Source organism: Corynebacterium sp. LK2510 (assembly GCF_040946405.1).
Taxonomy (GTDB): Bacteria; Actinomycetota; Actinomycetes; order Mycobacteriales; family Mycobacteriaceae; genus Corynebacterium.
On sequence record NZ_JAYWLR010000013.1, the window covers coordinates 1 to 26,661 of the forward strand.

Sequence of the window (26,661 nt, forward strand, 5' to 3'; positions counted from 1 at the left end):
CAAAAACCAGCACTCTGCACCACTATCAACTTGTCAGTTCTTCACACCACCCGGCTTAAGGAAGTAACTCCCACCCGCCGAAGCAGCGAGATGAAACATTAACCACAACCCAACAACAAAGCAAACCCGCACGTCAGGTGCGGGTTTGCGGGTGTTTATAGACGCTTAAACGCGTCTAACTCCGGCGAAGTTTTTCTTGCCTCGGCGCAGGACGATCCATTCGTCGTGAAGCAAGTCCTCGGCGGCCGGGATCCACTCCTCGGACTCGACGCGGACGTTGTTCGCATACACGCCACCTTCCTTGATGGAGCGTCGGGCCGCACCACGCGAATCGCTCAGCCCGGTGCCAACTAGGAAGTCCACAATGGTCTCCCCCGCGGACGCCTCGTAAACCGTGGTTTCAGAGACCGCGGACTCGAGCGTCGCCTTGTCCAGATCAGCGAGTTCCGCGCGGCCGAACAGCGCCTGGGACGCGAGTTCCACGGCCGCTGTGGCTTCCGCCCCGTGCACCAAGGTGGTCATCTCCTGCGCGAGCCGCTTCTGCGCCTCACGCTTAAACGGACGCTCCTCCACCTCGATCGCGAGCGCATCCAGCTCTTCCTTGCTCAGGAACGTGAACCAACGCAGGTAGCGGATCACATCCGCATCCGCGGTGTTCACGAAGTACTGGTACCAGGTGTACGGGCTGGTCATCTCGGGGTCGAGCCACAGGGAGCCGCCACCGGTGGACTTGCCAAACTTCTTCCCCTCGGAATCCGTCACGAGTGGAACCGTCAGGGCGTGGACGGACGCGCCATCCATCCTGCGGTTGAGGTCCACACCCGCGATCAGGTTGCCCCACTGATCGCCGCCGCCGATCTGCAGGATGCAGTCGTGGGCACGGCGCAGCTGAACAAAGTCGTTGGCCTGCAGCAGCATGTAGGAAAACTCGGTGTACGAAATGCCGTCGTTGTCGAGCCGGCGCTTGACGGTCTCACGGCCGAGCATCGTGGACAGAGAGAAGTGCTTGCCCACGTCACGCAGGAACGCGATCGCAGTGAGGTCCTTCGTCCAGTCGTTGTTGTTCACCAACATCGCCGCGCGGTCGCCCTCGAAGTCGACGAAGCGCGACAGTTGGCCGGAGATGCGCTCTGCCCAATCCGCGACGGTGTCGCTGGAGTGCATGGAGCGCTCCCCTACCTCACGCGGGTCGCCGATCATGCCGGTTGCGCCACCAGCGAGGACGATTGGGCGGTGGCCGGCGAGCTGGAAACGGCGCAGCATCAGCAGCGGGACGAGGTGGCCAGCGTGCAGAGACGGACCGGTCGGGTCAAAGCCGCAGTACAGAGTAATCGGCGCTGCGGTTGCCTCGCGGAGGGACTCGAGATCTGTCGACTGGTTGATCAGGCCGCGCCATTCGAGCTCATCGATGATGGTCGCATCTGTGTTAGGGGTGGTAGTCATGGGTTCCTCTTACTTCTCGCTGGTGTAGGGCTGGGCTTCGTCGGTGAGCAGTACCGGGATGTCGTCATCGATGCGATAGGCGATACCCAGGCGCGGGTTGACAAGCAGTTGCTCGTCCTCGCGATACTCCAACGGGCCCTTGTCCTGCGGACAAGCCAAGATGTCAAGAAGCTGCGGATCAAGACTCATGCGATATATCCTACGTCCCCGGTCACCCTGCCTCGGCGTGACCCGCAGAGCGGGCCACCCAAAGCTCTAGCGCAGGGGCTCCTGCGCCCACGAACGGAAGGACTGGTTCGCCTCACGCACGCGCTCGCGCTGCTCGTCGACGCGCGGACGGGCCGTACCCCCACGAGTGTCGCGCGACGCAACCGCGCCATCGATGGTCAACACCTCGCGAACCGCAGGAAGCAGTCGCTTATCGACGCCCGCGAGCTCCGCATCAGTCAAGTCCACAAGGTCGACACCGCGGGACTCGGCTAGTCGCACGCAGGCGCCGGACGCCTCGTGCGCCTCACGGAACGGAACGCCCTGGCGCACCATCCACTCGGCGAGGTCCGTCGCGAGTGTGAAGCCGGCAGGCGCGAGCTCGCGCATGCGGTCTTCGTGGAAGACCAGCGTGGAAACGAGCCCGGTCATCGCCGGCAAGAGGATACGCAGCTGCTGCACCGAATCGATGACAGGCTCCTTGTCCTCCTGCAGGTCGCGGTTGTACGCCAGCGGCATCGCCTTGAGCGTGGCCAGCAGACCGGCGAGGTTGCCGATCAGGCGGCCGGTCTTGCCGCGGGCGAGTTCGGGCACATCCGGGTTCTTCTTCTGCGGCATGATTGAGGAGCCGGTCGACCAGGCGTCGTGAAGCGTGACGTAGCCGAATTCCGGGGTCGACCACGCGATGATCTCCTCCGCGAGGCGCGACATGTCCACGGCGATCTGCGCGAGGATGAACGCGGTCTCGGATGCGAAGTCACGCGACGAGGTCCCGTCGAGGGAGTTGTCGGTTGCCGAGTCGAAACCCAGCTCCGCGGCAATTGCCTCCGGGTCCAGGTGCAGCGAAGACCCGGCAAGCGCACCGGAACCGTACGGAGAGACCGCGAGACGCTTGTCCGCGTCGCGGATGCGGTCAAGGTCGCGCAAAAGCGGCTGGGCATGTGCCAGCAGCGAATGCGCCAGCAGAATCGGCTGCGCCGCCTGGAAGTGGGTCTTGCCCGGCATGATCGCGTCCGGGTGCGCCTGAGCCTGCTCAACCAGTGCGTCGATCAGGTCAGCCACGTCGAGCGCGACATCGCGCAGCGCGTCGCGGCACCACATCCGGAACATGGTTGCGACCTGGTCGTTGCGCGAGCGACCTGCCCGCAGGCGGCCGCCAACCTCGGGGCCGACGCGGTCGATTAGGCCACGCTCCATCGCGCCGTGGACGTCCTCGTCGGTCGGCAGCGGGACGAAGGAACCGTCGGCGACATCGCGGCCGAGGCGCTCGAGGCCGTCGAGCATCGTCGCCAGGTCGGCGTCCGACAGCAGGCCAGCCCGGTTGAGCACCTTCGCGTGAGCCGTCGAGGCGAGAACGTCGTACGGCGCCAACACCCAGTCGAAGTGGGTCGACACCGACAACGCGAACATCGCCTCAGACGGTCCGCCGGAGAAGCGTCCGCCCCACAGGGCGCCTTCATTCGTCCCGTGCTGCTCCATTTACTTGCCCGCCTCGCGATCGCGCTTGTTGGCAATCTGGGCCGACAGACCGTGCAGGCGCACAAACCCCTTGGCCAGGGTCTGGTCGAAGGTGTCACCGGTGTCGTAGGTGGCAAGGTTGAAGTCGTAAAGCGAGTGGCTGGAGCGGCGGCCGTTGACCACAGCCTTGCCAGCGTGGAGCACCATGCGGATATCGCCGGTGACGTGCTCCTGGGTGGACTCGATGAACGCGTCGAGGGAGCGCTTCAGCGGGCCGAACCAGAGGCCGTCGTAGACCTCCTCGGACCAGCGGGCGTCGATAAGCCTCTTGTAGCGCGCGAGCTCGCGCTCGACCGTGACGTCCTCGAGCGCCTTGTGGGCGGTGATGAGTGCGATCGCACCCGGAGCCTCGTAGACCTCGCGGGATTTGATGCCAACCAGGCGGTCCTCGACCATGTCGAGGCGGCCGATGCCCTGGGCGCCGGCGCGGCGGTTGAGCTCCTCGATGGCCTGGAGAACGGTGACCTGGCGGCCGTCGATGGCGACTGGCTTACCGGCCTCGAAGGTGATGATGACCTCGTCGGGTGCGTTGCCGATGCCCGGATCCTCGGTGTAGGCGTAGAGGTCCTTGGTCGGCGGGTTCCACAGCTCCTCAAGGAAGCCGGTCTCGACCGCGCGGCCCCACACGTTCTGGTCGATGGAGAACGGAGAGGCGGCGGACTGCTCGATCGGCAGGTTCTTCTTCTCCGCGTACGCAATGGCCTTGTCACGGGTCCATGCGTAGTCGCGGGCCGGCGCCACGATCTCGAGGTCCGGGTCCATGTTGAGGAAGCCGACCTCGAAACGCACCTGGTCGTTGCCCTTACCGGTGCAACCGTGGGCGACGTGGGTGCCGCCGTGCTGCTGCGCGGCCTCGACGAGGTGCTTGACAATCAGCGGGCGGGAGATCGCTGAAACCAGCGGGTACTCCCCCATGTACATGCCGTTGGCCTTGATGGTGGGCAGGCAGTAGTTCTCGGCGAACTCGTCCTTGGCGTCGATGACGATCGACTCGGCAGCGCCGCAGTCGAGGGCACGCTGGCGCACGGACTCCATGTCCTCGCCACCCTGGCCGAGGTCGAGCGCGACGGCAACGACGTCACCATCGATCATCTCGCCGAGGTACGGAATGGCCACGGAGGTGTCAAGGCCTCCCGAATATGCGAGAACAACGCGGTTAGACATGTTTTGCTTCTCCTGATGAAAGTTGGTCGTTCGGTGAAAAGAAATCTAGTGAGAGGATACCGGCCGGCATCCCCGACGCTTCGAGCGCGTGGCCGGTTTACTCCGGTGCGCCCGGGGTGGTGTCTACAGCGGGGATTCCGCCCTGCAGCAAAGCACCGAGTTCCTTGCCCGTCAGCGGATCGCGCGCGAGGACGAAGATCGTGTCGTCGCCGGCAATGCAGCCCACGACCTGTTCGAGCCCGACTCGGTCGATGTAGCTGGCTAGGTACTGCGCGGCACCCGGAGGGGTACGCAGCACCGCGATGGACCCGGAGTGGTCGGCAGACACGACAAGCTCGTCGAGCATGCGCCGCAACTTCTCCCGCGGGCCGGTGTTGCCCTGCGCCAATGCATGGGCATCGGCGTCAACCGTGTAGAAAGCGCGTCCGCCTCCGGCGGGCCGAACCTTACGGGCGCCGAGTTCATCCAAGTCACGCGACAGGGTGGCCTGGGTGATGTCGATGCCCTCGGCAAAAAGGATCTCCGAGAGCTGGACTTGCGAGGACACCCTGGTCGCCCGCAGCACCTCGAGGATGCGCGCCTGGCGCGCGGTGCGCGAGACGTGCGGAGTCGTGCCATGCGTCATCCGCGCTGCTCCAGCAGCCAGACGAGCAGTGCCTTCTGCGCGTGGAGGCGGTTCTCCGCTTCGTCGAACACGCGGGAGGCGGGGCCGTCGATAACCTCAGCGGTGACCTCGCTGCCCCGGTACGCCGGAAGACAGTGCAGGAAAATCGCGTCGCTTCCTGCCTGGTCCATCACGTCCTGCGTGACCTGGTACGGCATGAACGGGGTACGGCGATCCTTACCGTCGTTCTCCATACCCATGGACACCCACGTGTCGGTGATGACCACGTCCGCACCCTCAACCTCGGAAAGGTCCGTGGTGACGGTGACGCGCGCACCGGTCTCTTCGGCACGGGCCCGCGCGCGGTCAATGAACTCCTGCTGCGGCAGGAAGCCCTCCGGGCCGATGATGGAGATGTCCATCCCAGCGGTGGCGAAGCCAATCATGTACGAGTTCGCCATGTTGTTGTCGCCGTCGCCAAGGTAAACGGCCTTCCTGCCCTTCAGGCCGGCCGGGCCTTCCTCGGGGCAGAGATTCTCCACGCAAGTTTGCAAGTCCGCGAGAATCTGACAGGGGTGCAGGTCATCGGACAGTGCGTTGACGATCGGCACAGTCGCCGTCTCTGCCATGTCGAGGAGATTCTGGTGGGCGTAGGTGCGCCACACGATCGCCTCAACAAACCGCGATAAAACTGCGCCTGTGTCCTGGTAGGTCTCGCCCTTTCCCATCTGGGAGTTGCCGGTCTCCGTGACGATGGCGTGCCCGCCCAGGTGGGCGATGCCGGCGTCGAAGGAGAAGCGGGTGCGGGTGGAGGTCTTGTCAAAAAGCACGGCCACTGACAGCGGCCCTTCCAGCGGACGGCGTGACAGCGGAGCCTTCTTCAGCTCCGCCGCAAGCTCGAGTACCTCGGCCTGCTCCGCGGGAGTCAGGTCGTCATCGGCGAGAAAGTGCCGGATCGTGGTCGTCATGAGTGGTCCTCCTGGTCAGTAGTAGACGTGCAGTCCGCGTACGCCTGCGCGATACGCTCGGCCGCGGCGTCAAGCTCGGAATCGGTGATCACCAGCGGCGGTGTGAGACGCACAACGCTTTCCGACGGCGCATTGACAATCACGCCCCGCCCGTAGCCCGCCGTGACCATTTCTTTGGCCACTGGCTCGTCGAGCACGACGCCGAGCATGAGCCCCCGGCCCCGCACCTCAGTAACACCGTCGATGGCGCGCAGCCGGTCCGCGAAACGCTCACCCTTGGCGGCGACCTCCGCGATGAAGGCGTCGTCCACCACGTCGAGAACCGCGTTGGCAGCTGCGCAGACGACGGGGTTTCCGCCGAACGTCGTCCCGTGCGAGCCAGGCCCGAACGCCTGCGCGGCATCCCCGCGGGCGATAACAGCCCCGATCGGCAGCCCGCCCCCGAGGCCCTTGGCCATCGTAATGATGTCCGGGGCGACGCCCTCTACCTCGTGGGCAAAGAACTTACCCGTGCGTCCCACACCGGTCTGCACCTCGTCGACAACCATGAGAATGCCGTGAGCGTCGCACAGGTCGCGGACCGCGCGGAGGAATCCGTTCGGTGCCGGAATAACGCCGGTCTCGCCTTGGATCGGCTCGAGGAAAATAGCCGCGACGTTGGCCGCGTCCATCTCCACCAACGTGCGCAGGTAGTCGATATCGCCGTATGGGTAGTATTCGACTCCCCCGGCGAGCGGCTCGAACGGGTTGCGCTTCGACGGCTGGCCGGTCAGAGCGAGAGAGCCCATGGTCCGGCCGTGGAAACCGTGGTGCGCGGCGAGGACCCGGCGACGACCAGTCAAACGCGCAAGCTTGAACGCGGCCTCGTTGGCCTCCGCACCCGAGTTGCAGAAGAAAACGCGCGCGGAATCGTCACCGATGCGCTCCGTGAGCCTGGCTGCGAGAGTGACGGCCGGCGCGCTAGCGAACAGATTGGAGACGTGGCCGAGCGTTGCCACCTGATCCGTGACGGCCGCGACGACCGCCGGGTGTCCGTGACCGAGGGCGTTGACGGCGATTCCCGCGAGCATGTCGATGTATTCGCGCCCCTCGGCGTCCACGACACGTGCCCCAGATCCGGAGACGAGCTCAAACGGTGGGGTGCCGTAATTGTTCATGAGCACTGAGCCCCAGCGGGACTGCGCTACGCTGTCGTTCACGCTTGATCATCCTTCCTAAATACGGCTCCTGCCGGGTAGTTCGCGGCATCGTAGGCGTCGGGAAGCACCATTGTGCCGATCCCGCCCATCGTGAGCAGCTCGAGCAGCACCGAGTGCCCGATACGTCCGTCGATGACGTGGGCTGCCTTGACTCCGCCGCGCACGGCGGTGAGGCAGGCCTCCATCTTCGGGATCATTCCTGAGTCGAGCTCGGGCATCATGCGCGCGAGCTGGCCGACCTCGATCTTTGACAGCAGCGAGTCCTTGTTGGGCCAGTCGGTATACAAACCCTCGACGTTGGTGAGAACGACGAGACGCTCCGCACCGATTGCCGCGGCGAGCGCGCCCGCGGCCTCGTCGGCGTTAATGTTGTAGACGTGGCCGTCTTTTCCAGGCGCGATGCCGGAGACGACGGGGATGCGCCCGGCCTCGATGATGTCCATCACGGCAGACGGATTGACATCCACGATTGTTCCGACGAGCCCGATGTCGAGGCGCTCGCCGTCGTGCTCGATGAAACGCTGTTGCGCTGTAAACAGGCCGGCATCCTCGCCGGAGGTGCCCACCGCATACGGACCGTGCGAGTTGATCTTGCCCAGAAGGTCGCGTCCGACCTGGCCGAAGAGCACCATGCGAACAACCTCGAGAATCTCGGGTGTGGTGACGCGGAACCCGCCGACGAACTCACCGCCGTCGAGGCCAAGACGCTTCAGCATCGCGGAGATCTGGGGCCCTCCGCCGTGGACGACAACCGGCTTGGCGCCGATAGCGCGCAGAAAGACCATGTCCTCTGCGAAGGCGGCTTTGAGCGACTCGTCGATCATGGCGTTGCCGCCGTATTTGACCACGACGATCTTGTCGTGGAAGTGCTGTAGCCACGGCAACGCTTCCGCGAGCACGGTGGCGCGGGCTTCATTGTCCAAGAAGCTCAGGTTTTGGGTCATAAGCGGACATCTCCCAGTGTCGTTGGAACTGCATAAAGGCTGATTTAAAGGCGCTCAACTACGAGCGCCTCCGGGGCCTTAGGTGCTGTAGGCCGAGTTGATCTCAACGTAAGCGTGCGACAGATCCGTCGTCCGAACCGTGGCGCGGCCGGGGCCATCGGTGCCCAAGTTGACGACGACGTCGATGTCGACTCCGCTCAGGTCGACGTCGCGAGCACCGGGCGCGCCGGTGGAATTGACGCACACCGGCTGGCCGTTGAAACTCACCGAGATACGCTCCGGGTCCATGTCCGCGTCCGCCATACCGACAGCGGCGAGCGTCCGGCCCCAGTTCGGATCTGAGCCGAACATCGCGCACTTGAACAGGTTGTCGCGTCCGATCGTCCGCGCCGCGTTGAGCGCCTGTGCGTCGTTTGCCGTGCCCTCGACGGTGATGGAGACGCGCTTGGTCACGCCCTCGGCGTCGGACTGCATCTGTGCGGCGAGGCTCGAGCAGACCTCGTAGATCGCCGCGTTGAGCTCCTCTTGGGAGGGGGTCACCGCGCTGGCGCCGCTGGCCATGACGATCACGGTGTCGTTGGTCGAGGTCGAGCCGTCGATGTCGAGAGTGTCGAAGGTGGTCGCAGTGGCCGCGCGCAGCGCTCGGTCCAGCGCCTCCTGGCTCACGGCCGCGTCCGTGGTGATGCACACCAGCATGGTGGCCAGTGACGGAGCCATCATGCCCACGCCCTTGCCCATCGCACCCACGGACCATCCCTCGCGCTGCGCGAGGGCTTCCTTGAGAACGGTGTCAGTAGTCATTATCGCGCGCGCGGCGTCAGTGCCGTTGTCCGCCGAGCTGCCACGTGCGCCTGCGAGCTGCGGGATGGCCGCGCGCAACTTGTCCATCGGGAGAACATCGCCGATCAAGCCGGTGGAACACACCGCGACATCCTCGGCGGAGAAACTTAGTTCCTGCGCCACGAGCTGCTGCACCTCTACCGCGTCGGCGTCACCCTGGGCACCGTTGCAGGCATTCGCGTTGCCGGAGTTGAACACCACCGCACGCAGGACGCCGTCGGCCACTGCACGACGCGAGAGCTTCACCGGTGACGCGACGACGCGGTTGCGGGTAAACACAGCCGCAGCAGCAAACTCCGGACCTTCGTTTACCACCAAGGCCATGTCCGGCTTTCCGGAAGCCTTGATTCCAGCAGTCGTCGCCGCGGCGCTGAAGCCCTGCGGGTGCGTGACACCTGTCATGGGATGACTCTCTTTCTCGAGTGCGGCCCGCGCCGGTGAGGGCTCGGGCCAATTGGTGCGGATGGGTGCGCCGTTACGGGCGTTGAAATGCCTTTTAGGGCGCGACACCGACGGTCGGCAGACCGTCTGTCTCGTTCCAACCGAGCGCGAGATTCATGCATTGCACCGCAGCGCCGGCTGTGCCCTTGGTCAGATTGTCGATAGCCGAGGTCACCAACAATTTGCCGGCCTGCTCATCGACCTCCACCTGGATGTGGCACATGTTTGTGCCCACAACATTCTGCGTCTGAGGCTGCACACCGTCAGGCAGGACCCACATGAACGGCTCGTCGGCATAGAAGCTCTCGTAGACCTCTCGCGCCTGCTCAGTGGTTACCTCTCCCGCCAACGGGGCCGACACCGTCGTGAGGATGCCGCGCGGCAACGGGGCGAGCACAGGGGTGAAGCTGACGTTGATGTCGGCATCGGTCGCCTCCGCGATGTTCTGCGCAATCTCCGGGTTGTGGCGGTGCCGCCCGGCTGTGTTGTACGCGCGCAGCGAACCCATGGTCTCTGCGCCAAGCATGCCGACGCTCGCCTTCTTGCCTGCACCGGACACACCCGTAACAGACACGATGGTGAGGTCCGGGTGCACCAGCCCTGCCTGCGCAGCAGGATAGGCGGCGAGAGTCGCTCCCGTGGGGAAGCAACCCGGAATGGCTACGCGCGTGGCGGCGCGGATCTGGTCGCGGTGGCCCGGCATCTCGGGGATGCCGTACGGCCAAGAGCCGGCGTGGTTAGGTCCGTAGTAGCGGTTCCAGGCCGCGGCGTCGCGCAACCGGAAGTCAGCGGCGCAGTCAAGCACCACAGTCGATTCCGGCAGTTCCGCTGCGATCTCCGCAGAGTAGCCGTGAGGCAAGCCCAAGAAGACGATGTCGTGGCCGGCGAGGACCTCCGGCTTCGTCTGCTCGATGACGCGGTCAGCGAGCAACGGCACATGCGGCATGAGCGCCGCAAGGCTCTGCCCTGAGTTACTGTTGCCAGTCAGGGCGCCGATCTCGAACGTGCCATCCTTAAAGCGCGGGTGGCCGAGGAGAAGCCTGAGAATCTCGCTGCCGGCGTACCCGGTCGCTCCAGCTACTGCTACGCGTAGTGTCATGGGTTCACGATACGTTGTTATGCGGTTAATTGCAAGTTATGCACGCATCTCGGCGCCGAATTCACGCTGCGCCGCTTCGGCAGCGGCAACTCGCCCGGCAGACGCCTCGTCCTCGGTCAGAGTACGGTCGCTAGCACGGAACACGAGGCCGAATGCCAGGGACTTCTTGCCCTCACCAAGGTGCTCGGAGCGGTAGACGTCGAAAAGCGTGACGCTTTCCAGAAGCTCACCGGCGCCCTCCTCGACCACACGGCGCACAGCCTCGGCAGGAACCGACTCATCAACGACGAGGGCGATGTCCTGGTTGACCGCCGGGTAGGACGAGAGCACAGGTGCCGGCAGAACCTCCGCGAACGGCAGCGCGCTGAGATCGACCTCCATGGCGCAGGTGCGTGCCGGGAGGTTGAGCGCTTCGAGGACCTGGGGGTGCAGCTCTCCCGCGTGACCAACCACGGTGCCGTTGACCTTCAATGCGGCGCAGCGGCCAGGGTGCCACGGCAACTCTTCGGCTGCGGCAATCTCGAGCTCAACGCCTGCGGCGCGGGCAACGACCTGAGCGGACTCGATCGCATCGGCCCACGTGTATTCGCGGCCCTCTCCCCACGGCCCCACGAGTTCCTGGCCCCCGGTGGCGACAGTCGCGGCATGCAAGTCCTGGCGCGGCAGCGATTCCTTCAGCTCCGCAATAATTGCATCGTCCGGCCGGGCCGCCACGCTGGGCAACGGGGAGGAATCCTTGCGCTTGAAGGACACCTGTGCCACGGAGAACAGCGAGAGGTCACGACGCCCGCGCGCAACGTTGCGACCGAGTGCCTCAAGCATCGACGGCAAAAGCGTCGTCCCGAGAATTCCGTAGTCACGATCGAGCGGGTTCTGCACAGTCACGGTGTTGCGGCGCGGATCATCCGCCGCCAGGCCCCATGTGTCGAACACGTCGTTGGCGATGAACGGCGTCGGGATGATCTCGACGTAACCCGAGTACGCGAGCGCATGGGTTGCGGCCCGACGACGCTTCTGCGCCGGGGAGAGCCCGCGGCCACCGCGCGGCGTCGGGAGAATCGTCGGCACTGCGTCGAGCCCCTCCAGACGGACAATCTCCTCGACCAGCTCGACGGGAACCGTCAGGTCGCCTCTCCACGACGGCGGGGTGACACGCAGGGTGTCTCCCTCACCGGCGACGGTGCAGCCAACCTCTTCGAGCCGCTTGACGACGGTCTCGCGAGCGTAATCCACCCCGATCAGCTCGGACGGGAACGTCGTGCGCATCTCGATCTCCTCGCGAGGCGCGACGTCACCGACGATGGTGCGAGCCGAAGAGACGGTTCCGCCGGCACAGTCGACGAGCAACGCGCACGCCAGATCGAGGGCAACCTCGACGAGGGCGGGGTCGACGCCGCGCTCGAAGCGTCGAGAAGCCTCGGAGCTGAGTTTGTGGTGGCGTGCGGTGCGCGCGACAGTGAGCTCGTCCCACGTGGCGGCCTCAAAGTAAACGTTGGTGGTCTCCTCGGAGATCTCTGAGGTGGTACCGCCCATGATGCCGGCGAGCGACTGGATGCCGTTGGCGTCCGAGATGACGACGTCGTTCGGGGTAAGCGTGCGCTTCTCGTGGTCGAGGGTCTCGAACTGCTCTCCCCCCGCCGCGTTGTGGACGCGCAGCCCGCCCGAAATCGTGTCCGCGTCGAAGGCGTGCATCGGCTGACCAAGCAGCAACATGACGTAGTTGGTCACGTCAGTTGCTGCGTTGACCGAGCGGATGCCAGAGACGAGCAACTCGCGCTGCATCCAGAACGGCGCCGGAGCGGTCGGATCGATGCCCTCGACCTTGCGCAGGCCGAAGCGCTTGGCGCTTGTCGACGGCTCGAGGGTGATCTCCAGCAGCTCGCCGCTAGCGGCCGGGACCTGTGTCGTGTCGATGCCCGCCACAGTCGGATCCTCGGCAACATCCCGGTAGGACAGGTCAAACGCCGAGGCAATCTCGCGAGTCAGACCGCGGGCAGACAGCGCGTAGCCGCGGTCCGGGGTGACGTTGACGTCAAAGATGGTGTCGTTCAGGCCGAGGCCCTCGCGAGCGTCCTGCCCGGGCTCGCCGAATCCCTCGGGCAGGGTGATGATACCGTCACTGCGCTTGGCCAAGCCGAGCTCCGCGGCCGAAGCCAGCATGCCGTTGGAGATGCGCCCGTAGGTCTCGCGGGCGGCGATCTCGAATCCGCCGGGCAGCACCGCACCCGGCAGGGAGACGACCACAAGGTCGCCTTCCGCGAAGTTTCGGGCGCCACAGATGATCCCCTGCAGCTCGCCGGTACCGTTGGCGTCGCCCACGTCGACCTGGCAGAAGCGAATCGGCTTCTTGAACCCGGTCAGCTCCTCGATCTCGACGACGCGACCAACTACGAGCGGGCCAGTCGTCTCGGGGATGGCTTCGTAGCCCTCGGTCTCAAATCCGACGCGGACGAAACCGGTGTCGAGGTCGTGGGCAGACACACTCCAACCCTCATTACCCGCGTTTGCGAGCAGGCGGGTGATCCAATTCTGGGAAATCAACATGTATGTTCTCCTCCTACGCCTGCACGCCGAACGGAATAGTGAAGCGGACATCGCCCTCGACCATGTCGCGCATGTCAGTCAGGCCATTACGGAACTGCAGCGTGCGCTCGAGTCCCATGCCGAATGCGAAACCGGTGTACTCCTCGGTGTCGACACCGACGGCTCGCAACACGTTCGGGTTGACCATGCCGCAGCCACCCCACTCGATCCAGCCTGCACCGCCCTTCTTGTTCGGGAACCAGACGTCGACCTCCGCAGAGGGCTCGGTGAACGGGAAGTAGTTGGTACGCATGCGGGTCTTGGTCTCGGGGCCGAACAGAACTTTGGCCAAGTGGTCGAGCGTGCCGCGCAGGTGCGCCATGGTCAGGCCCTTGTCCACCGCGAGGCCCTCGATCTGGTGGAACACCGGTGTGTGGGTCGCGTCCAACTCGTCGGTGCGGAACACACGTCCGGGGCACGCAATGTACACGGGCACGTCGCGCTCGAGCATCGTGCGGACCTGCACCGGTGAAGTGTGGGTGCGCATGACCTGCTTCGAGCCCTCCTCCCCCACGTAGAAGGTGTCCTGCAGTGTGCGGGCGGGGTGGTCCGGGATGAAGTTGAGCGCATCGAAGTTGAAGTACTCGGCTTCCACCTCGGGGCCCTCGGCGATCTCCCAACCCATCGCGACGAAGATGTCTGCGATCTGCTCGCTCAGGGTGGTGATCGGGTGCATGGCGCCGACCTGCGAGCGCCTCGTCGGCAGTGTGACGTCGACGCGCTCTGCCTGCAGCTGTCGCTCGCGGAACTCGGCCTCGCGGACCTCACGCACCTCGGCATAGCGCTTCTCGACGCGCCCCCGGGCCACATTGACCATCCGGCCAGCGTCCTTGCGCTGGTCCTTGGGCAGGGTTCCCAGCGCACGACGGGCCTGCGGGATAAACGCGGACTCACCAAGGTGGGCGCGGTGCGCATCCTCGAGCGCGGGCAGATCCGCGGCCTGGTCGAAGGCAGCGATGGCGGCGTCAGCCGCATCGCTCAACGCCTGTTCAGTGAGTTGAATCTCGGAGGTGTCAGACACGCTCGTCCCTTCTGCGGATGGTGGTTGAAAACGGACTCGATCTTACCTGGCGCCTACGAGCGGCATTACCCATGGAGCGTTTTAGATGACTCCCACATGCACATCGCGGCGGCAGTCGCGAGGTTCAGCGACTCTGCGCTGCCCCGGATCGGAATAGACACCCGCGCATCGGCCGCCTCAATGATCTCTGTGGGCAGGCCGTGGGCCTCATTGCCGAACAACCACGCCGTCGGACGGTTGAGGATCTCACCCGCTTGGTCGAGCGGCACTTCCCCGTCCATCGCGGTGGCGACAATGGACAATCCAGCCGCGCGCAGCTGGCCGATCGCACCACGCACCTCGCGCTCGCGCGCGACGGGGATGTGGAACAGCGAACCCGCGGATGCGCGCACGGCCTTGCTGGACTCCGGGTCGACGGTGTCACCCGCGAAGACGACAGCGTCCGCACCGCACACGTCGGCAATGCGAATAAGGGTGCCGGCGTTGCCAGGATCGGAGGTGCCCACCCCGACTGCGGCGAAGCGCGGTGTCCCGCGCAACGCGGCGCCGAGCGTCCACAGCACGGGACGGCACACCGCAAAAATACCCGTGGGTGTCACGGTATCGGCGAGGTGGCGCGCCGCCTGATCAGTAATCGGATGCGCGTAGACGCTCATGTGCCCGGCGGCGACAACGATATCCGCAAACTCCCGAGCAGTCTGTTCCGTGACGAAGATGTCGGTCGCGGCGCCTGTCGCCACGGCCGCCTCTACGGAGTTCCTGCCCTCAACGATGAAGCGGCCGGCTTTACGCCGCGCGGCGGCGCGGTGGAGCTTGGCAGCGTTGACGATGCGGGGCGTGCGTTCGGTGAACGCGGCAGTGAAATCGAGAGCCATGGGAAACACTGTAGTCAGAAACCGCAATCGATCCCCCACCGCGGGCCGTGAGGACACCGCGGCATGAAAAAACCCGCCGGGACACAGTCCCAGCGGGTTTGGAAAAGCTCAGCGCGCTATTAGGCGGCGTTGACCGGAGCGTTGACGTCCTCCGGCAGAGCGTTCTTGGCAATCTCGCAGATCGCGGAGAACGCGGCGAAGTCGTTCACGGCGAGCTCAGCAAGGATCTTGCGGTCGACCTCAACCTCGGCCAGCTTGAGGCCGTGGATGAGGCGGTTGTAGGTGATGTCGTTCATGCGCGCAGCGGCGTTGATGCGCTGGATCCACAGCTTGCGGAACTCGTTCTTGCGCTGACGACGGTCGCGGTACGCGTAGGTCTGGGAGTGCAGCCACTGCTCCTTCGCCTTGCGGTACAGGCGGGAGCGCTGGCCACGGTAACCCTTGGCGGCCTTGAGGATCGCGCGGCGCTTCTTCTTGGCGTTGACTGAACGCTTAACACGTGCCATGAGTCATACTTCCTTGTCTAGATTGTGCGGTTGTTTAACTTGGGCAGTGCTTAGGACATGCCGAGGAGGCGCTTCATGCGCTTGACGTCAGCGCGAGCTACCTCAGTGGTGCCGGACAGCTTGCGGCGACGCTTCGAAGACAGCTTTTCATTCAGGTGGCGCTTGCCGGCCTGCTCACGGAACAGCTTTCCCTTGCCGTTGACCTTGATGCGCTTGGCGGTGCCCTTGTGGGTCTTCTGCTTCATGTTGAAAGCCCTTCAGAGTTGAGTTGAGAGACGTTTTCCCAAAGAAAACGCGCGTTACTTCTTGCCCTTGCGGGACGGGCCGAAGACCATGGTCATGTTGCGGCCGTCCTGCTTCGGACGGGACTCGACTACGCCGAGCTCCTTGACGTCTTCTGCGAGACGCTCGAGCAGGCGGTAGCCGAGCTCCGGACGCGACTGCTCGCGACCGCGGAACATGATCGTGACCTTGACCTTGTTACCCTTTTCCAGGAAGCGCTCGACGTTGCTCTTCTTCGTCTGGTAGTCGTGCTCATCGATCTTGGGGCGGAACTTCTGCTCCTTGACCACGGTCTGCTGCTGGTTCTTACGCGCCTCGCGGGCCTTCTGGTCCTGCTCGTACTTAAACTTGCCGTAGTCCATGATCTTTGCCACGGGCGGCTTCGCCGAGGCTGCAACCTCAACGAGGTCCAGGTCGGCTTCGTATGCGAGTTTGCGGGCGTCGTCCGTGCGGACGATACCTACCTGCTCGCCGGACGGACCGACGAGACGAACTTCGGGAACGCGAATGCGTTCATTAATCCGAGCTTCAGCGCTGATGAGAACTCCTAAGACTAGAGAATGCTGGCAATGTCGTTCGCTACCGAACCACTCTTGTCGAGTCCATCCCACACGAAAAATCCCGCGAGCCATAAGCATCGCGGGAGTCCTTCCAGGTGCGTGACCGCCATCGGCGGAAGCCGTACCTTGTAACCCGTATCCTGACCGCTAAGCGGCCGGCGTGGGGTGGGAGAAACTCCACTTGTGGCCTGCGCCGGATCCGGAAGAAACTTCCGAAACCCCGGCACAGGCGGTAGTAGACGCAAATGTAGCACACCCACCCGCAGGCAGCAAAACCGAACGATCCGCTGCGGTCTATCGCGCGAGGATATCTGCGAGGAACTGGCCAGTGAAAGATCCCTCAACCGCCGCAACATCCTCGGGAGTACCCTCCGCGACCACTGTTCCGCCGCCCGAGCCGCCTTCAGGCCCCATGTCCACAATCCAGTCGGCCGACTTAATCACGTCGAGGTTGTGCTCGATGACAAGGACCGTGTTGCCCTTATCCACCAACCCGTTGAGCACCATCATCAGCTTCCGAATGTCTTCGAAGTGCAGGCCGGTAGTCGGTTCATCGAGGATGTAGATGGTGCGGCCGTTGGAGCGCTTCTGCAGCTCGGCGGCGAGCTTGACGCGCTGTGCTTCACCGCCTGAGAGTGTCGTGGCGGCCTGGCCGAGTCGGACGTAGCCCAGTCCGACGTCGACAAGCGTGTTGAGATAGCGGTGAATCGAGGTGATGGGCTCAAAGAACTCGGCCGCCTCGGAAATGGGCATGTTCAAGACCTCGGCGATGTTCTTGCCCTTGTAGCGCACCTCGAGTGTCTCGCGGTTGTAGCGCGCCCCGCCGCACACCTCGCACGGCACGTACACGTCGGGCAGGAAGTTCATCTCGATCTTGATGGTGCCATCGCCGCGGCACGCCTCGCAGCGCCCGCCCTTGACGTTGAAAGAGAAGCGTCCCGCCTTGTAGCCGCGAACCTTCGCCTCCTGCGTCTCAGCGAACAGGTTGCGAACCTTGTCAAACACACCCGTGTACGTTGCCGGGTTCGACCGCGGGGTCCGACCAATCGGCGACTGATCGACCTGCACCAGCTTGTCCAGGTTGTCCAACCCGTCGATCGTCTTCACCCGGCCCGGCACCTGGCGCGCGCCGTTGAGCCTGTTCTGCAGCGTCTTCGCCAGAATCTCGTTGACCAGCGTCGACTTGCCCGACCCCGACACTCCCGTGACGGCGGTGAGCACGCCGAGCGGGATCGTCACACTGACGTTGGCCAGGTTGTTCTCCCGCGCACCGGTGATGTGGATCTTGCGCTCGGGGTCAATCGGACGGCGCTTCTCCGGCACCGCAGTTTCCTTGCGCCCCGCGAGGTAGTCACCTGTCAGCGAGTTCTCGGCGTTGACAACGCCCGCCGGCTCGCCTTGGTAGACAATCTCGCCGCCGTACTCGCCCGCCAGCGGCCCGACATCGACCATCCAGTCGGCCGCGTGGATCGTATCCTCATCGTGTTCGACAACGACGAGGGTGTTGCCGAGGTCCCTGAGGCGCTGCAGTGTGGCGATGAGGCGCTGGTTGTCTCGCTGGTGGAGACCGATCGACGGCTCATCCAACACGTAGAGCACTCCCGCCAGCCCGGAGCCGATCTGGGTGGCTAGGCGGATGCGCTGGGCCTCGCCGCCCGAGAGCGTTCCCGCCGAGCGCGCGAGAGTGAGGTAGTTCAATCCGACGTCCAGCAGGAAACGCAGTCGTGCCTGAATCTCACGCAGAACGGCGCCCGCGATCATCTCCTCCCGGTAGCCGAGGACCAGGTTGTCCAGGTATTCGGACGCGTCCTCTACCGACAGCTCAGTCAATCCCGCGATGGACTTCTCGCCGTGGGTGGTCGAATCCAGGCGCACCGCAAGAATCTCCGGCTTCAGGCGCGTCCCCTTGCACGCCGGGCACGGCACCTCACGGGTGTAGGCGAGCAAGCGGTCCTTCTGGGCATCGGACTCGGCCTGCTCCAGCTTGCGCTCAAGGTAGCCGATGACTCCCTCGTAGGCGGCGGAGAACGTGCGCTGCCTGCCGTAGCGGTTCTTGTAGCGCACCGTCACTTTCGTCTTTGAACCCGAAATGAGGTGCTTCTGCTGCGTCTTCGACAGGGAGGAAAACGGCGCGTTCGGGTCGAAGCCTTCTTCCGCCGCCAGCGCCTCGATGAGTTTGACAAAGTACCCCTTGTTGGGGCTCGAGTTCCAGGGCTGGAAGGCGTCGACAGCCGGAGCATCCGGGTCCGGGATCACCAGCTCGGTGTCGATTTCCTTGCGGACGCCGAGTCCGTCGCAGGCCGGGCAGGCGCCAAACGGCGAGTTAAACGAAAACGCGCGGGGCTCGTACTCCTCGACGCTGAGGGCGTGGCCGTTGGGACAGGCCATTTTCTCTGAGAAGATTCGGTAGCGCTCGGGGTCGTCCTCGTCGAGGTCGACGAATTCGAAGGCGACGAGGCCGTCGGCAAGCTTGAGCGCCGTCTCTACGGAATCCGTGAGACGCTGCTTCTGGCTCTCCGTAACTTGGAGGCGATCGACAACCACGTCGATCGTGTGCTTGACCTGCTTCTCCAGCTTCGGGGGGTCCGAAAGCTGGTAGGTCTCGCCGTCAACGGTGACACGCGAGTACCCCTGGGCGGCGAGGTCCGCGAACACATCGACGAACTCGCCCTTGCGCTTGCGCACGATCGGCGCAAGCACCTGGAACTTCGTGCGCTCCTCGCGCTCCAGCACCTGGTCAACAATCTGCTGTGGGGTTTGGCGCTCGATCACTGCGTCGCACACCGGGCAGTGCGCGGTGCCCGCGCGCGAGTAGAGAAGACGCAGGTAGTCGTAGATTTCCGTGATGGTGCCGACCGTCGAGCGCGGGTTACGGTTCGTCGACTTCTGATCAATGGACACCGCCGGCGACAGGCCGTCGATGTAGTCGACATCCGGCTTGTCCATCTGGCCGAGGAACATGCGCGCGTAGGAAGAGAGGGATTCAACGTAGCGCCGCTGCCCTTCCGCGAAGATCGTGTCGAAGGCGAGCGAGGACTTTCCGGAGCCGGACAACCCCGTGAAGACCACCAGTTTGTCGCGGGGCAGTTCAACGTCGACGCCCTTGAGGTTGTGTTCGCGCGCGCCGCGCACGGTTAGCCGATCCGCCACTACATATCGCCCTTCGCTGTGCAGGAAATTTTTCCGTATCGAACTTACCAGCGAACGCACGCATTACGAGTCTCGACGGGTCTCACCGGCTACCCTGGCAGCCATGACCGACAAACTCTCCTTACACCAGGTGTCCGTCTCCGACATGGACAACAACTGCTACCTCATCGCCTCAGGCCGAGAGGGCTTGCTTATCGACGCCGCCGCTAACGCCGACGCCCTCCTTCAACTCGCGGCCGACGCCGGCGTGGAGATCACTCACGTCCTGACAACCCACCGCCACCACGACCACGTTGGTGCGCTTCCCGAGGTGATCGCGCGCACTGGCGCGACCCACTGGGCGGCCTACCTCGACTCCCCCGCTATGCCGGTCGCGGTCGATCGCGAGCTTCGCGACGGCGACACCCTAGAGTTCGCCGGACACTCGTTTCCGGTCCACATCCTGCGCGGCCACACCCCCGGGGGAGCCTGTCTCGTTGCACCGATCGACGGGGAGACCCACTTGTTCGTCGGCGATTCCCTCTTCCCGGGCGGGCTGGGCAAGACCGATTCGGAGGGTGACTTCGTCCGTCTCTTCCGCGACGTCAAGGAGAAGCTTTTCGATACCTACCCCGACTCCGCGGTGGTCCACCCGGGCCACGGTGACGCCACCACCCTCGGGGCAGAACGCCCCAGCTTGGGCGAGTGGTGGGAGCGCCGCTGGTAGCCCTTAGCCATCCGAGGCCGTGGCACGCCTCGGTGAGAAATGTCTAGAGTGGATGGTGTAACTTTTCGAAACCGCATGGAAAAGGAATGAACACCTTATGATCCGCAAGTTTGCACGCCCCATGCTGGCGTCCGCCTACGTTGCCGACGGCATTGACACCCTTGTTAACCCGTCCGCACGCCGCGAGGATGCTGAGTCTGTCCTGAAGAAGGCGCGCACCTTCGTGCCGCCGCAGTACCGCGGGTTCATCCCTGATTCCCCCGAGACGGCGGCGCTCGCCGTTGGCGGTGTCAAGGTCGGCGCCGGCAGCCTTTTCGCTCTGGGCAAGATGCCGCGTCTGTCCGCCACGCTGCTCGCCGCGGCGACCGTTCCGTCGCTGCTGGGCCGCCACGCTTTCTGGGAGTCGAACGACGACCAGGAGAAGGCCCGCCGCCGCAACGGTGCGCTGACCGACCTGTCCCTGCTCGGTGGCGTGTTGCTCGCATCCGTCGACACCGCTGGCAAGCCGGGCCTGGCATGGCGCGTGCAGAAGGCGCTGCCGACACAGTCCGAGACCGAGAAGGCCATGAGCAAGGCCGGCAACTGGATTTCCGACGCTACCGACCAGGTCACCTCCTACGTCGACGACAACAAGGATGACTGGAAGAAGACTGCTGCCAACGTTGCTGACAGCGCCTCTGATTTCCTCTCCACCGCCGCAGACCAGGCGCAGAGCACGTACAACGACGTTAAGCCGTCCAAGCTTCAGCAGGCTGCGGCCAAGCGCAAGGTCAACGGCTTCGTGAGCGACCTGCAGTCCTCCCTGAACGACTTGCAGCCGTCTGCCACCGACAAGTTCCTGGCAAAGCGCAAGGTGAACAAGGCAGCCTCGAAGCTGCAGGACCGCGCCCAGTCGGCCGTGGATGTTCTGCAGTCCGCCTTCGACAACCTCGATGCCGCGCCGTCCAAGCGCGAGCAGCGCAAGTGGAAGCGCAAGGCCAATAAGGCTCAGAAGCGCGCCTCCAAGGCAGTGAACAAGGCCATCAAGAAGTACGCCTAGTCCGCTGGCTTAGGTCCCTGCCCCGTTTCCCCGAATGTGTTGGGGGGCGGGGCTTTGCGCTGCTAAAGTTGCATCCCCTTTGAGTGAGCGCAGCAGCACACAAGAAAAGTCCGTCGCAGGAGAGTTGAAGGAGGTGCGTGGGTGACCCACCCCGCAGATTCGAGCGTGCACGACGATGGTGCACAGGATGTGGAGAAGGAACAGCGTTACGTCGACACCTTGTTTGCGCACCTCGATGCCGAAGTCCGCGCGGCCCGCGCCAAGCTCGCCGAGGTGCAGGCTGACGTTGACCCTGACAATCCGGACCCGGATGCCCTCGTGCGCCGCGAGACGGAGTACCACGCCCTGAACTCCAAGCTCGATATGCTCGGCATAGCTGAGGTGGGTCTCGTTTTCGGCCGCATTGACGTCGAAGACCCACAGCCGGAGAACCCCGCCGGCTACAACCCAGCACTCGACCAACGTTACATCGGCCGCATGGGCATCGACGACCGCTCGGACCATTACCGGACGCTGCTGCTCGACTGGCGCGCCCCGATGGCACGCCCCTATTACCTGGCCACAACGGCGAACCCCGAAGGCGTCCACGTCCGCCGCAATATCCGCATGCGCGGGCGCCACGTCACCGGAATCGACGACGAAGTACTGTCGGGCCAGGGATCGGCGGCGGAGCAGTCCCACGTCGGAAATGAAGCAGCCCTGCGCGAGGCGATGAACAGGGCCCGCACCGGCCGGATGCAGTCCATTGTCGAGACCATCCAACGCGAGCAGGACGAGATCATTCGGGACGCCACCCGGGGCGTGCTCGTTGTCCAGGGCGGGCCGGGCACCGGCAAGACCGCAGTGGCGCTGCACCGCGTCGCTTATCTGCTCTACACATGGCGCGAGCAGCTCTCGCGCACGGGCGTGCTCATCATCGGACCGAACGGCACCTTCTTGGACTACATTTCCCGGGTTCTGCCCGAGCTCGGAGAAACGGGCGTGGTGCTGAGCACCGTCGCCGACCTCGTGCCGGGGTTTAGCCCAGACGCCACCGAGGAATCTCTTGCGGCGCGCGAAGTCAAGGGATCCGAGGAGATGGTGACCATCCTCAAACGCGCCGTGCAGATGTATCAGACAGTGCCCACCACCGAGGTCGCGCTCACCATCGGCTCGGTGACCATTCACGCCACACCCGCCATGGTCAAGGCCGCGCGCACGAAGGCTAGGCGCTCCCGCCAGCCGCACAACAAGGCCCGGGCAGTCTTCACCGAAGCACTCGTGAGCTCCCTGGCCGGCGCGCTTGCGACCCGCATCGGCGCCGACCCCCTCGGCGGGGAGAACCTCCTGAGCGCAGCCGATGTCGACCAGCTTCACGACGACCTCCTAGACGAGCCCCACGTGCAGGCCTTCATTGACGAACACTTCCCCACTCTCGATCCCGTCGAGGTGCTCAACGAGGTCCTCACCTCGCGCGAGGCGATCGATGCCGTCGCCGGCGACTACGACGATTACACCCGTGATGCCCTCTACCGCGCGCCGGGGACACCGAGTGCGCACTCGGACACCGCGCTTGTCGACGAACTGGCCGAGCTCATCGGCCGCGACGACGCGGAAGAGCGCGCCCGCAAGGAGCGCGAAGAGTGGCAGCAACAAGTTGCCGAGGCCGAGGACGCCTTGGATATCCTCTCCTCGTCCGAGGCTACGGACAACGACGACGACCAGTTCGAGGCGGAAATCCTCTCCGCTCACGACGTCATCGACGCCGAAACCCTCGCTAAGCGCCAGCGTGTGACCGACATCCGCAGCACTGCCGAGCGTGCCCGGGAGGACTCCACATGGGCCTTCGGCCACGTCATCGTCGACGAGGCCCAGGAGCTGTCCCCCATGGAGTGGCGCATGGTGTTTCGCCGCTGTCCATCGCGGTGGATGACACTCGTCGGGGATACCGCCCAGACCTCGTCTCCCGCCGGCACAGACGAGTGGAGTGCCGCGCTTGAGCCGTTCGTCGGCAAGCGATTCCGCACCCATGCCTTGACCGTGAACTACCGCACTCCTGCGGAGATCATGGAGGTGGCAAATGAGATCCTGCGCCGGATCGATCCGGATGCGGAACCTGCGACTGCGATTCGTTCGACGGGAGTTCCCGTGTCCTTTGCTCCAGCGGGGAGCGAAACGGGCGCGCTCGTGCCGGACGACGCCGGGCAGGATCCCGGACGCACACACGCAGTAATCACAGCTGACAACGTCGCGCACTTCAAAGGCCTCGAATTCGACCACGTTGTCGTGGTGGACCCACAAGCGATTGCGGCGGCGTCCCCGCAGGGCCTCCACGACCTCTACGTCGCGGTCACGCGCGCCACCCAAACGCTCACCATCGTCGGCGAGCTCGAACTAGAGTAGGCGGTCTAGTTGACGGTGTGGACGATCATGACGTCACAGTCAGACTGACGCGCGACGTCCGCCGGAACGGACCCGAGGAGGCGGCCGGTCAGGGAGTTGATGCCGCGGTTGCCAACGACGAGGAGGTCCGCATTGTTCTCGTTCACAATCGCCATCAGCGCCTCGACCGGCGTGCCCGGCCGGATCGCTGTGTCGACGTTGGCTGCTCCCACCGCGCGGGCGTGGTCCGCCGCCCTCTCGAGGTTCACGCGGGCCTGCTCATCACCGAGGATGGTCACAGAATCCTGGCGCATGGCCTTCGACGCCTCCTCCTCCGTCTCGTAGTAGGCGGTGCCAATAATCAGCGCGGAGTCGAACGCGGCCGCGATTGTCGCAGCCCGTTCGATGGCGAGGAACGACGACTTCGAACCGTCACTGCCGACGACGATAGTGCCATAAGTGCTGCCCATCTCAGTACGCATACCTTTCGTGGGGAGAGCAGATTCAGTCCCTGAGTCTACTCCCCGGTCAACCCCCCAGCTTCCTGGTCGACCTATTGGTCGTGGCCCTCCGCACGGGTGTCAACGAGCATCACGTCGACCGGAGCCTTTTTCGCCACGTTGCCCGGGATGTTGCCGAAGATACGCCCCGCAAGGGTCCGCATCCCCTTGTTGCCCACCACGAGCAGATCGACCCCGTAATCACGCACAGCCTCCACCAGGACGTTCGCGGGAGATCCCGGGGTAGCAACGAGGTTCACACGCGGAGCCTGCTCCTCCTCGGCAATGCCCTTCGCGGTGTTGAGAATGTGTTCGGCGTCGCTGTCGCTGACGATTTCGACCTTTGACAGCTCGGCGTTCGTGGAGTTGAGCATCGAGCCGCTGGCGGAATAGTGCGCGCAGATTACGGTGAGATCAGCGTCGTAGACACGCGCCAGGCTTGCCGCCGATCGCACGGCCATAAGAGACGTTGCGGAGCCATCCGTGCCCACCGCAATCGACGTGTAAGAGTGCATAAGAATACCCCGATCCTTCCTAGTTTCCTGTTTCTTTCATACCACGCATTTCCTTGCGCAGATCCGCGATCTCATCGCGCAGGCGACCGGCGAGCTCGAACTTCAACTCGCGGGCGGCGGCACCCATTTGGGCCGTGAGGTCGTCGATAAGCTTTTGCACCTCGTCCGACGCCATGGTGGATACGTCCGGCCGATCCACAACCGCGGCCTCGCCGCCCGGCCGCCCTGCACCGTCCTCGTCCGCGTTCTCGTAGACCTGGTCCAGGATGTCGGCGATCTTCTTGCGCAGCGGCTGCGGGTCGATGCCGTGCTCAGTGTTGTAGGCGATTTGCTTTTCGCGGCGCCGCTCGGTCTCGTCGATAGCAGCGGCCATCGACTCGGTGACCTGGTCGGCGTACATGATGACCTCGCCGGAGACGTTTCGCGCTGCGCGGCCGATCGTCTGAATCAGCGACTTCGTCGAACGTAGGAAGCCTTCCTTGTCGGCGTCGAGAATCGCAACGAGTGACACCTCCGGCAGGTCGAGGCCCTCGCGCAACAGGTTGATACCCACGAGCACGTCGTACTCGCCCAGGCGCAGCTGACGCAGCAGCTCGACGCGCTGCAGAGTGTCGATGTCAGAGTGCAGGTAGCGGACCTTGATGCCGTTGTCGAGCAGGTAGTCCGTCAGGTCCTCCGCCATGCGCTTGGTCAGCGTGGTCACGAGGATGCGCTCATCTTTCTCTACACGCTGCCGGATTTCCTCGATCAGGTCGTCAATCTGCCCCTTCGTCGGCTTGACCGTAACCTTCGGGTCGAGCAAGCCCGTGGGGCGGATCACCTGCTCGACGAACTCGCCGCCCGACGCCTCGAGCTCGTAGTCGCCGGGGGTGGCCGACATGTAGACGGTCTGGCCGACGCGCGCCTCGAACTCGTCGAACGTCAGCGGACGGTTGTCCACCGCACTCGGCAGGCGGAAACCGAACTCCACCAGGTTGCGCTTGCGCGACATGTCGCCTTCAAACATGCCGCCAATCTGGGGAACGGTGACGTGGGACTCGTCGATGATGGTGAGGAAGTCCTCCGGGAAGTAATCGATCAGCGTCGCGGGAGCCGAGCCCGCCGGGCGTCCATCCATGTGCCGCGAATAGTTCTCGATTCCCGAGCAGAAACCGACCTGCTGGATCATTTCGAGGTCGTACTCGGTGCGCATGCGCAGCCGCTGCGCCTCGAGCAGCTTACCGCGGTTCTCCAGGTCTTCCAGCCTGCCGGCGAGCTCCTCCTTGATTGCCTCGATAGCCTTGTCCATCCGTTCTTCGGTGGCGACGTAGTGGGTTGCCGGGAAGATGCGGACCTCTTCTTCCTTGCTCAGGATGTCCCCGGTGAGCGGGTGGATGTAGTAGAGCTCGTCGACCTCGTCGCCGAAGAACTCGACGCGCACGGCGACTTCCTCGTAGGCCGGGATGATGTCGACGGTGTCGCCCTTGACGCGGAAGGTGCCGCGCTTGAAATCGATGTCGTTGCGCTCATATTGGACGTCGACAAGCAGGCGGAGGAACTGATCGCGGTCGACCTCCTCCCCCTGGCGCAGCACCACAGACCGGTCGAGGTACGACTGCGGGGTGCCGAGGCCGTAGATGCACGAGACAGACGCGACAACCACCACGTCGCGCCGGCTCAACAGCGCCGACGTCGCCGAGTGGCGCAGGCGCTCCACGTCGTCGTTGATCGAGGAATCCTTCTCGATGTAGGTGTCAGTCTGCGCGATGTACGCCTCGGGTTGGTAGTAGTCGTAGTAGGACACGAAGTACTCAACGGCATTGTTCGGCAGCAGCTGACGCAGCTCGTTGGCCAGCTGCGCCGCCAGCGTTTTGTTCGGCGCCATGACCAGCGTGGGGCGCTGCTGCTTCTCGATCAACCAGGCTGCCGTCGCGGACTTACCGGTACCCGTTGCACCCATCAGCACGATGTCGCGCTCGCCCTTGCGCAGACGCTCGTCGAGCTGGCGGATCGCTTCCGGCTGGTCGCCCGAGGGCTGGAACTCTGAGACGACCTCGAAGGGCTTTTCCCTCCGTTGAATCTCGCCTACCGGGCGAAACTCGGAATGGGCGATGACGGGGTGTTCAGCAGCGAAAGCCATGCGCCCATCCTAATCGG

The 26,661-nt window shown here is 64.4% G+C and carries 23 protein-coding genes; 3 read left to right on the top strand and 20 right to left on the bottom strand.

Features of this window, described 5'->3' with window-relative positions:
• Positions 1-165: 165 nt before the first annotated feature.
• The 17 genes from tyrS to uvrA form a co-directional block, all read right to left on the bottom strand.
• Positions 166-1,443, bottom strand: coding sequence for a tyrosine--tRNA ligase (tyrS, locus tag VVR41_RS07720; RefSeq protein ID WP_368524264.1), 1,278 nt, complete (start codon positions 1,441-1,443; stop codon positions 166-168).
• A gap of 9 nt (positions 1,444-1,452) precedes the next feature.
• Positions 1,453-1,632 carry a Trm112 family protein gene (locus VVR41_RS07725; RefSeq protein ID WP_321102290.1) on the bottom strand — a complete coding sequence of 60 codons (180 nt, stop codon included), beginning with the start codon at positions 1,630-1,632 and terminating at the stop codon, positions 1,453-1,455.
• Between the two features lie 66 nt (positions 1,633-1,698).
• The gene (gene argH / locus VVR41_RS07730; protein WP_368524265.1) at positions 1,699-3,129 is read right to left on the bottom strand and encodes an argininosuccinate lyase; all 1,431 of its coding nucleotides are present in this window, start codon (positions 3,127-3,129) and stop codon (positions 1,699-1,701) included.
• Positions 3,130-4,332: an argininosuccinate synthase gene (locus VVR41_RS07735; RefSeq protein WP_368524266.1), complete on the bottom strand. Its 1,203-nt coding sequence runs from the start codon at positions 4,330-4,332 to the stop codon at positions 3,130-3,132.
• A gap of 97 nt (positions 4,333-4,429) precedes the next feature.
• Positions 4,430-4,957 (bottom strand): arginine repressor, encoded by a 528-nt coding sequence (locus VVR41_RS07740; protein WP_368524267.1) that lies wholly within the window; start codon positions 4,955-4,957, stop codon positions 4,430-4,432.
• Positions 4,954-5,904, bottom strand: coding sequence for an ornithine carbamoyltransferase (argF, locus tag VVR41_RS07745; RefSeq protein ID WP_368524268.1), 951 nt, complete (start codon positions 5,902-5,904; stop codon positions 4,954-4,956). Before argF ends, VVR41_RS07740 begins: the two co-directional genes overlap by 4 nt.
• Positions 5,901-7,103 (bottom strand): acetylornithine transaminase, encoded by a 1,203-nt coding sequence (locus VVR41_RS07750; protein WP_368524269.1) that lies wholly within the window; start codon positions 7,101-7,103, stop codon positions 5,901-5,903. The genes argF and VVR41_RS07750 overlap by 4 nt, the downstream gene beginning before the upstream one ends.
• A complete protein-coding gene (gene argB, locus VVR41_RS07755; protein ID WP_368524270.1) occupies positions 7,100-8,047 on the bottom strand; it encodes an acetylglutamate kinase in 948 nt (315 codons plus the stop codon). The genes VVR41_RS07750 and argB overlap by 4 nt, the downstream gene beginning before the upstream one ends.
• Before the next feature lie 78 nt (positions 8,048-8,125).
• Positions 8,126-9,289: a bifunctional glutamate N-acetyltransferase/amino-acid acetyltransferase ArgJ gene (argJ, locus tag VVR41_RS07760; RefSeq protein ID WP_368524271.1), complete on the bottom strand. Its 1,164-nt coding sequence runs from the start codon at positions 9,287-9,289 to the stop codon at positions 8,126-8,128.
• 94 nt (positions 9,290-9,383) lie between these two features.
• A complete protein-coding gene (gene argC, locus VVR41_RS07765) occupies positions 9,384-10,427 on the bottom strand; it encodes an N-acetyl-gamma-glutamyl-phosphate reductase (protein ID WP_368524272.1) in 1,044 nt (347 codons plus the stop codon).
• A gap of 36 nt (positions 10,428-10,463) precedes the next feature.
• Complete coding sequence (gene pheT / locus VVR41_RS07770; RefSeq protein WP_368524273.1) at positions 10,464-12,971, bottom strand: phenylalanine--tRNA ligase subunit beta; 2,508 nt, start codon at positions 12,969-12,971, stop codon at positions 10,464-10,466.
• A gap of 13 nt (positions 12,972-12,984) precedes the next feature.
• Positions 12,985-14,031, bottom strand: a complete 1,047-nt coding sequence (gene pheS, locus VVR41_RS07775; protein WP_368524274.1) for a phenylalanine--tRNA ligase subunit alpha — start codon at positions 14,029-14,031, stop codon at positions 12,985-12,987.
• 65 nt (positions 14,032-14,096) lie between these two features.
• Positions 14,097-14,906, bottom strand: a complete 810-nt coding sequence (locus tag VVR41_RS07780) for a TrmH family RNA methyltransferase (protein ID WP_368524275.1) — start codon at positions 14,904-14,906, stop codon at positions 14,097-14,099.
• A 119-nt stretch (positions 14,907-15,025) separates the two neighbouring features.
• Positions 15,026-15,412 (bottom strand): 50S ribosomal protein L20, encoded by a 387-nt coding sequence (gene rplT, locus VVR41_RS07785; protein ID WP_321101881.1) that lies wholly within the window; start codon positions 15,410-15,412, stop codon positions 15,026-15,028.
• Between the two features lie 50 nt (positions 15,413-15,462).
• Entirely contained in the window at positions 15,463-15,657 is a 195-nt protein-coding gene (gene rpmI, locus VVR41_RS07790; RefSeq protein WP_321101883.1) for a 50S ribosomal protein L35, read from the bottom strand.
• A gap of 54 nt (positions 15,658-15,711) precedes the next feature.
• Complete coding sequence (infC, locus tag VVR41_RS07795) at positions 15,712-16,233, bottom strand: translation initiation factor IF-3 (protein ID WP_321101886.1); 522 nt, start codon at positions 16,231-16,233, stop codon at positions 15,712-15,714.
• 315 nt (positions 16,234-16,548) lie between these two features.
• Complete coding sequence (gene uvrA, locus VVR41_RS07800; RefSeq protein ID WP_368524276.1) at positions 16,549-19,404, bottom strand: excinuclease ABC subunit UvrA; 2,856 nt, start codon at positions 19,402-19,404, stop codon at positions 16,549-16,551.
• Positions 19,405-19,507: 103 nt separating this feature from the next.
• Here uvrA and VVR41_RS07805 point away from each other — a divergent pair, with 103 nt between their 5' ends.
• From VVR41_RS07805 to VVR41_RS07815, 3 genes are all read left to right on the top strand, one after another.
• On the top strand, positions 19,508-20,110 hold the full coding sequence (locus tag VVR41_RS07805; protein ID WP_368524277.1) for an MBL fold metallo-hydrolase: 603 nt from the start codon (positions 19,508-19,510) through the stop codon (positions 20,108-20,110).
• A gap of 97 nt (positions 20,111-20,207) precedes the next feature.
• Positions 20,208-21,149 carry a DoxX family protein gene (locus VVR41_RS07810; protein WP_368524278.1) on the top strand — a complete coding sequence of 314 codons (942 nt, stop codon included), beginning with the start codon at positions 20,208-20,210 and terminating at the stop codon, positions 21,147-21,149.
• A 141-nt stretch (positions 21,150-21,290) separates the two neighbouring features.
• A complete protein-coding gene (locus VVR41_RS07815) occupies positions 21,291-23,531 on the top strand; it encodes a HelD family protein (RefSeq protein ID WP_409338294.1) in 2,241 nt (746 codons plus the stop codon).
• A gap of 5 nt (positions 23,532-23,536) precedes the next feature.
• On the opposite strand, the gene VVR41_RS07820 is transcribed toward VVR41_RS07815, so the two are convergent.
• From VVR41_RS07820 to uvrB, 3 genes are all read right to left on the bottom strand, one after another.
• Positions 23,537-23,980, bottom strand: coding sequence for a universal stress protein (locus tag VVR41_RS07820; RefSeq protein WP_321102050.1), 444 nt, complete (start codon positions 23,978-23,980; stop codon positions 23,537-23,539).
• An 83-nt stretch (positions 23,981-24,063) separates the two neighbouring features.
• Positions 24,064-24,525, bottom strand: coding sequence for a universal stress protein (locus VVR41_RS07825; RefSeq protein ID WP_321102048.1), 462 nt, complete (start codon positions 24,523-24,525; stop codon positions 24,064-24,066).
• Between the two features lie 19 nt (positions 24,526-24,544).
• Positions 24,545-26,644 (bottom strand): excinuclease ABC subunit UvrB, encoded by a 2,100-nt coding sequence (gene uvrB, locus VVR41_RS07830; protein ID WP_368524279.1) that lies wholly within the window; start codon positions 26,642-26,644, stop codon positions 24,545-24,547.
• Positions 26,645-26,661 lie beyond the last annotated feature (17 nt).

Coding starts and splice junctions, on each gene's coding strand:
- tyrS (WP_368524264.1), bottom strand. CDS start 1,443: ATGACTACCACCCCTAACACAGATGCGACCATCATCGATGAGCTCGAA.
- VVR41_RS07725 (WP_321102290.1), bottom strand. CDS start 1,632: ATGAGTCTTGATCCGCAGCTTCTTGACATCTTGGCTTGTCCGCAGGAC.
- argH (WP_368524265.1), bottom strand. CDS start 3,129: ATGGAGCAGCACGGGACGAATGAAGGCGCCCTGTGGGGCGGACGCTTC.
- VVR41_RS07735 (WP_368524266.1), bottom strand. CDS start 4,332: ATGTCTAACCGCGTTGTTCTCGCATATTCGGGAGGCCTTGACACCTCC.
- VVR41_RS07740 (WP_368524267.1), bottom strand. CDS start 4,957: ATGACGCATGGCACGACTCCGCACGTCTCGCGCACCGCGCGCCAGGCG.
- argF (WP_368524268.1), bottom strand. CDS start 5,904: ATGACGACCACGATCCGGCACTTTCTCGCCGATGACGACCTGACTCCC.
- argB (WP_368524270.1), bottom strand. CDS start 8,047: ATGACCCAAAACCTGAGCTTCTTGGACAATGAAGCCCGCGCCACCGTG.
- argJ (WP_368524271.1), bottom strand. CDS start 9,289: ATGACAGGTGTCACGCACCCGCAGGGCTTCAGCGCCGCGGCGACGACT.
- argC (WP_368524272.1), bottom strand. CDS start 10,427: ATGACACTACGCGTAGCAGTAGCTGGAGCGACCGGGTACGCCGGCAGC.
- pheT (WP_368524273.1), bottom strand. CDS start 12,971: ATGTTGATTTCCCAGAATTGGATCACCCGCCTGCTCGCAAACGCGGGT.
- VVR41_RS07780 (WP_368524275.1), bottom strand. CDS start 14,906: ATGGCTCTCGATTTCACTGCCGCGTTCACCGAACGCACGCCCCGCATC.
- rplT (WP_321101881.1), bottom strand. CDS start 15,412: ATGGCACGTGTTAAGCGTTCAGTCAACGCCAAGAAGAAGCGCCGCGCG.
- rpmI (WP_321101883.1), bottom strand. CDS start 15,657: ATGAAGCAGAAGACCCACAAGGGCACCGCCAAGCGCATCAAGGTCAAC.
- VVR41_RS07805 (WP_368524277.1), top strand. CDS start 19,508: ATGACCGACAAACTCTCCTTACACCAGGTGTCCGTCTCCGACATGGAC.
- VVR41_RS07810 (WP_368524278.1), top strand. CDS start 20,208: ATGATCCGCAAGTTTGCACGCCCCATGCTGGCGTCCGCCTACGTTGCC.
- VVR41_RS07820 (WP_321102050.1), bottom strand. CDS start 23,980: ATGGGCAGCACTTATGGCACTATCGTCGTCGGCAGTGACGGTTCGAAG.
- VVR41_RS07825 (WP_321102048.1), bottom strand. CDS start 24,525: ATGCACTCTTACACGTCGATTGCGGTGGGCACGGATGGCTCCGCAACG.
- uvrB (WP_368524279.1), bottom strand. CDS start 26,644: ATGGCTTTCGCTGCTGAACACCCCGTCATCGCCCATTCCGAGTTTCGC.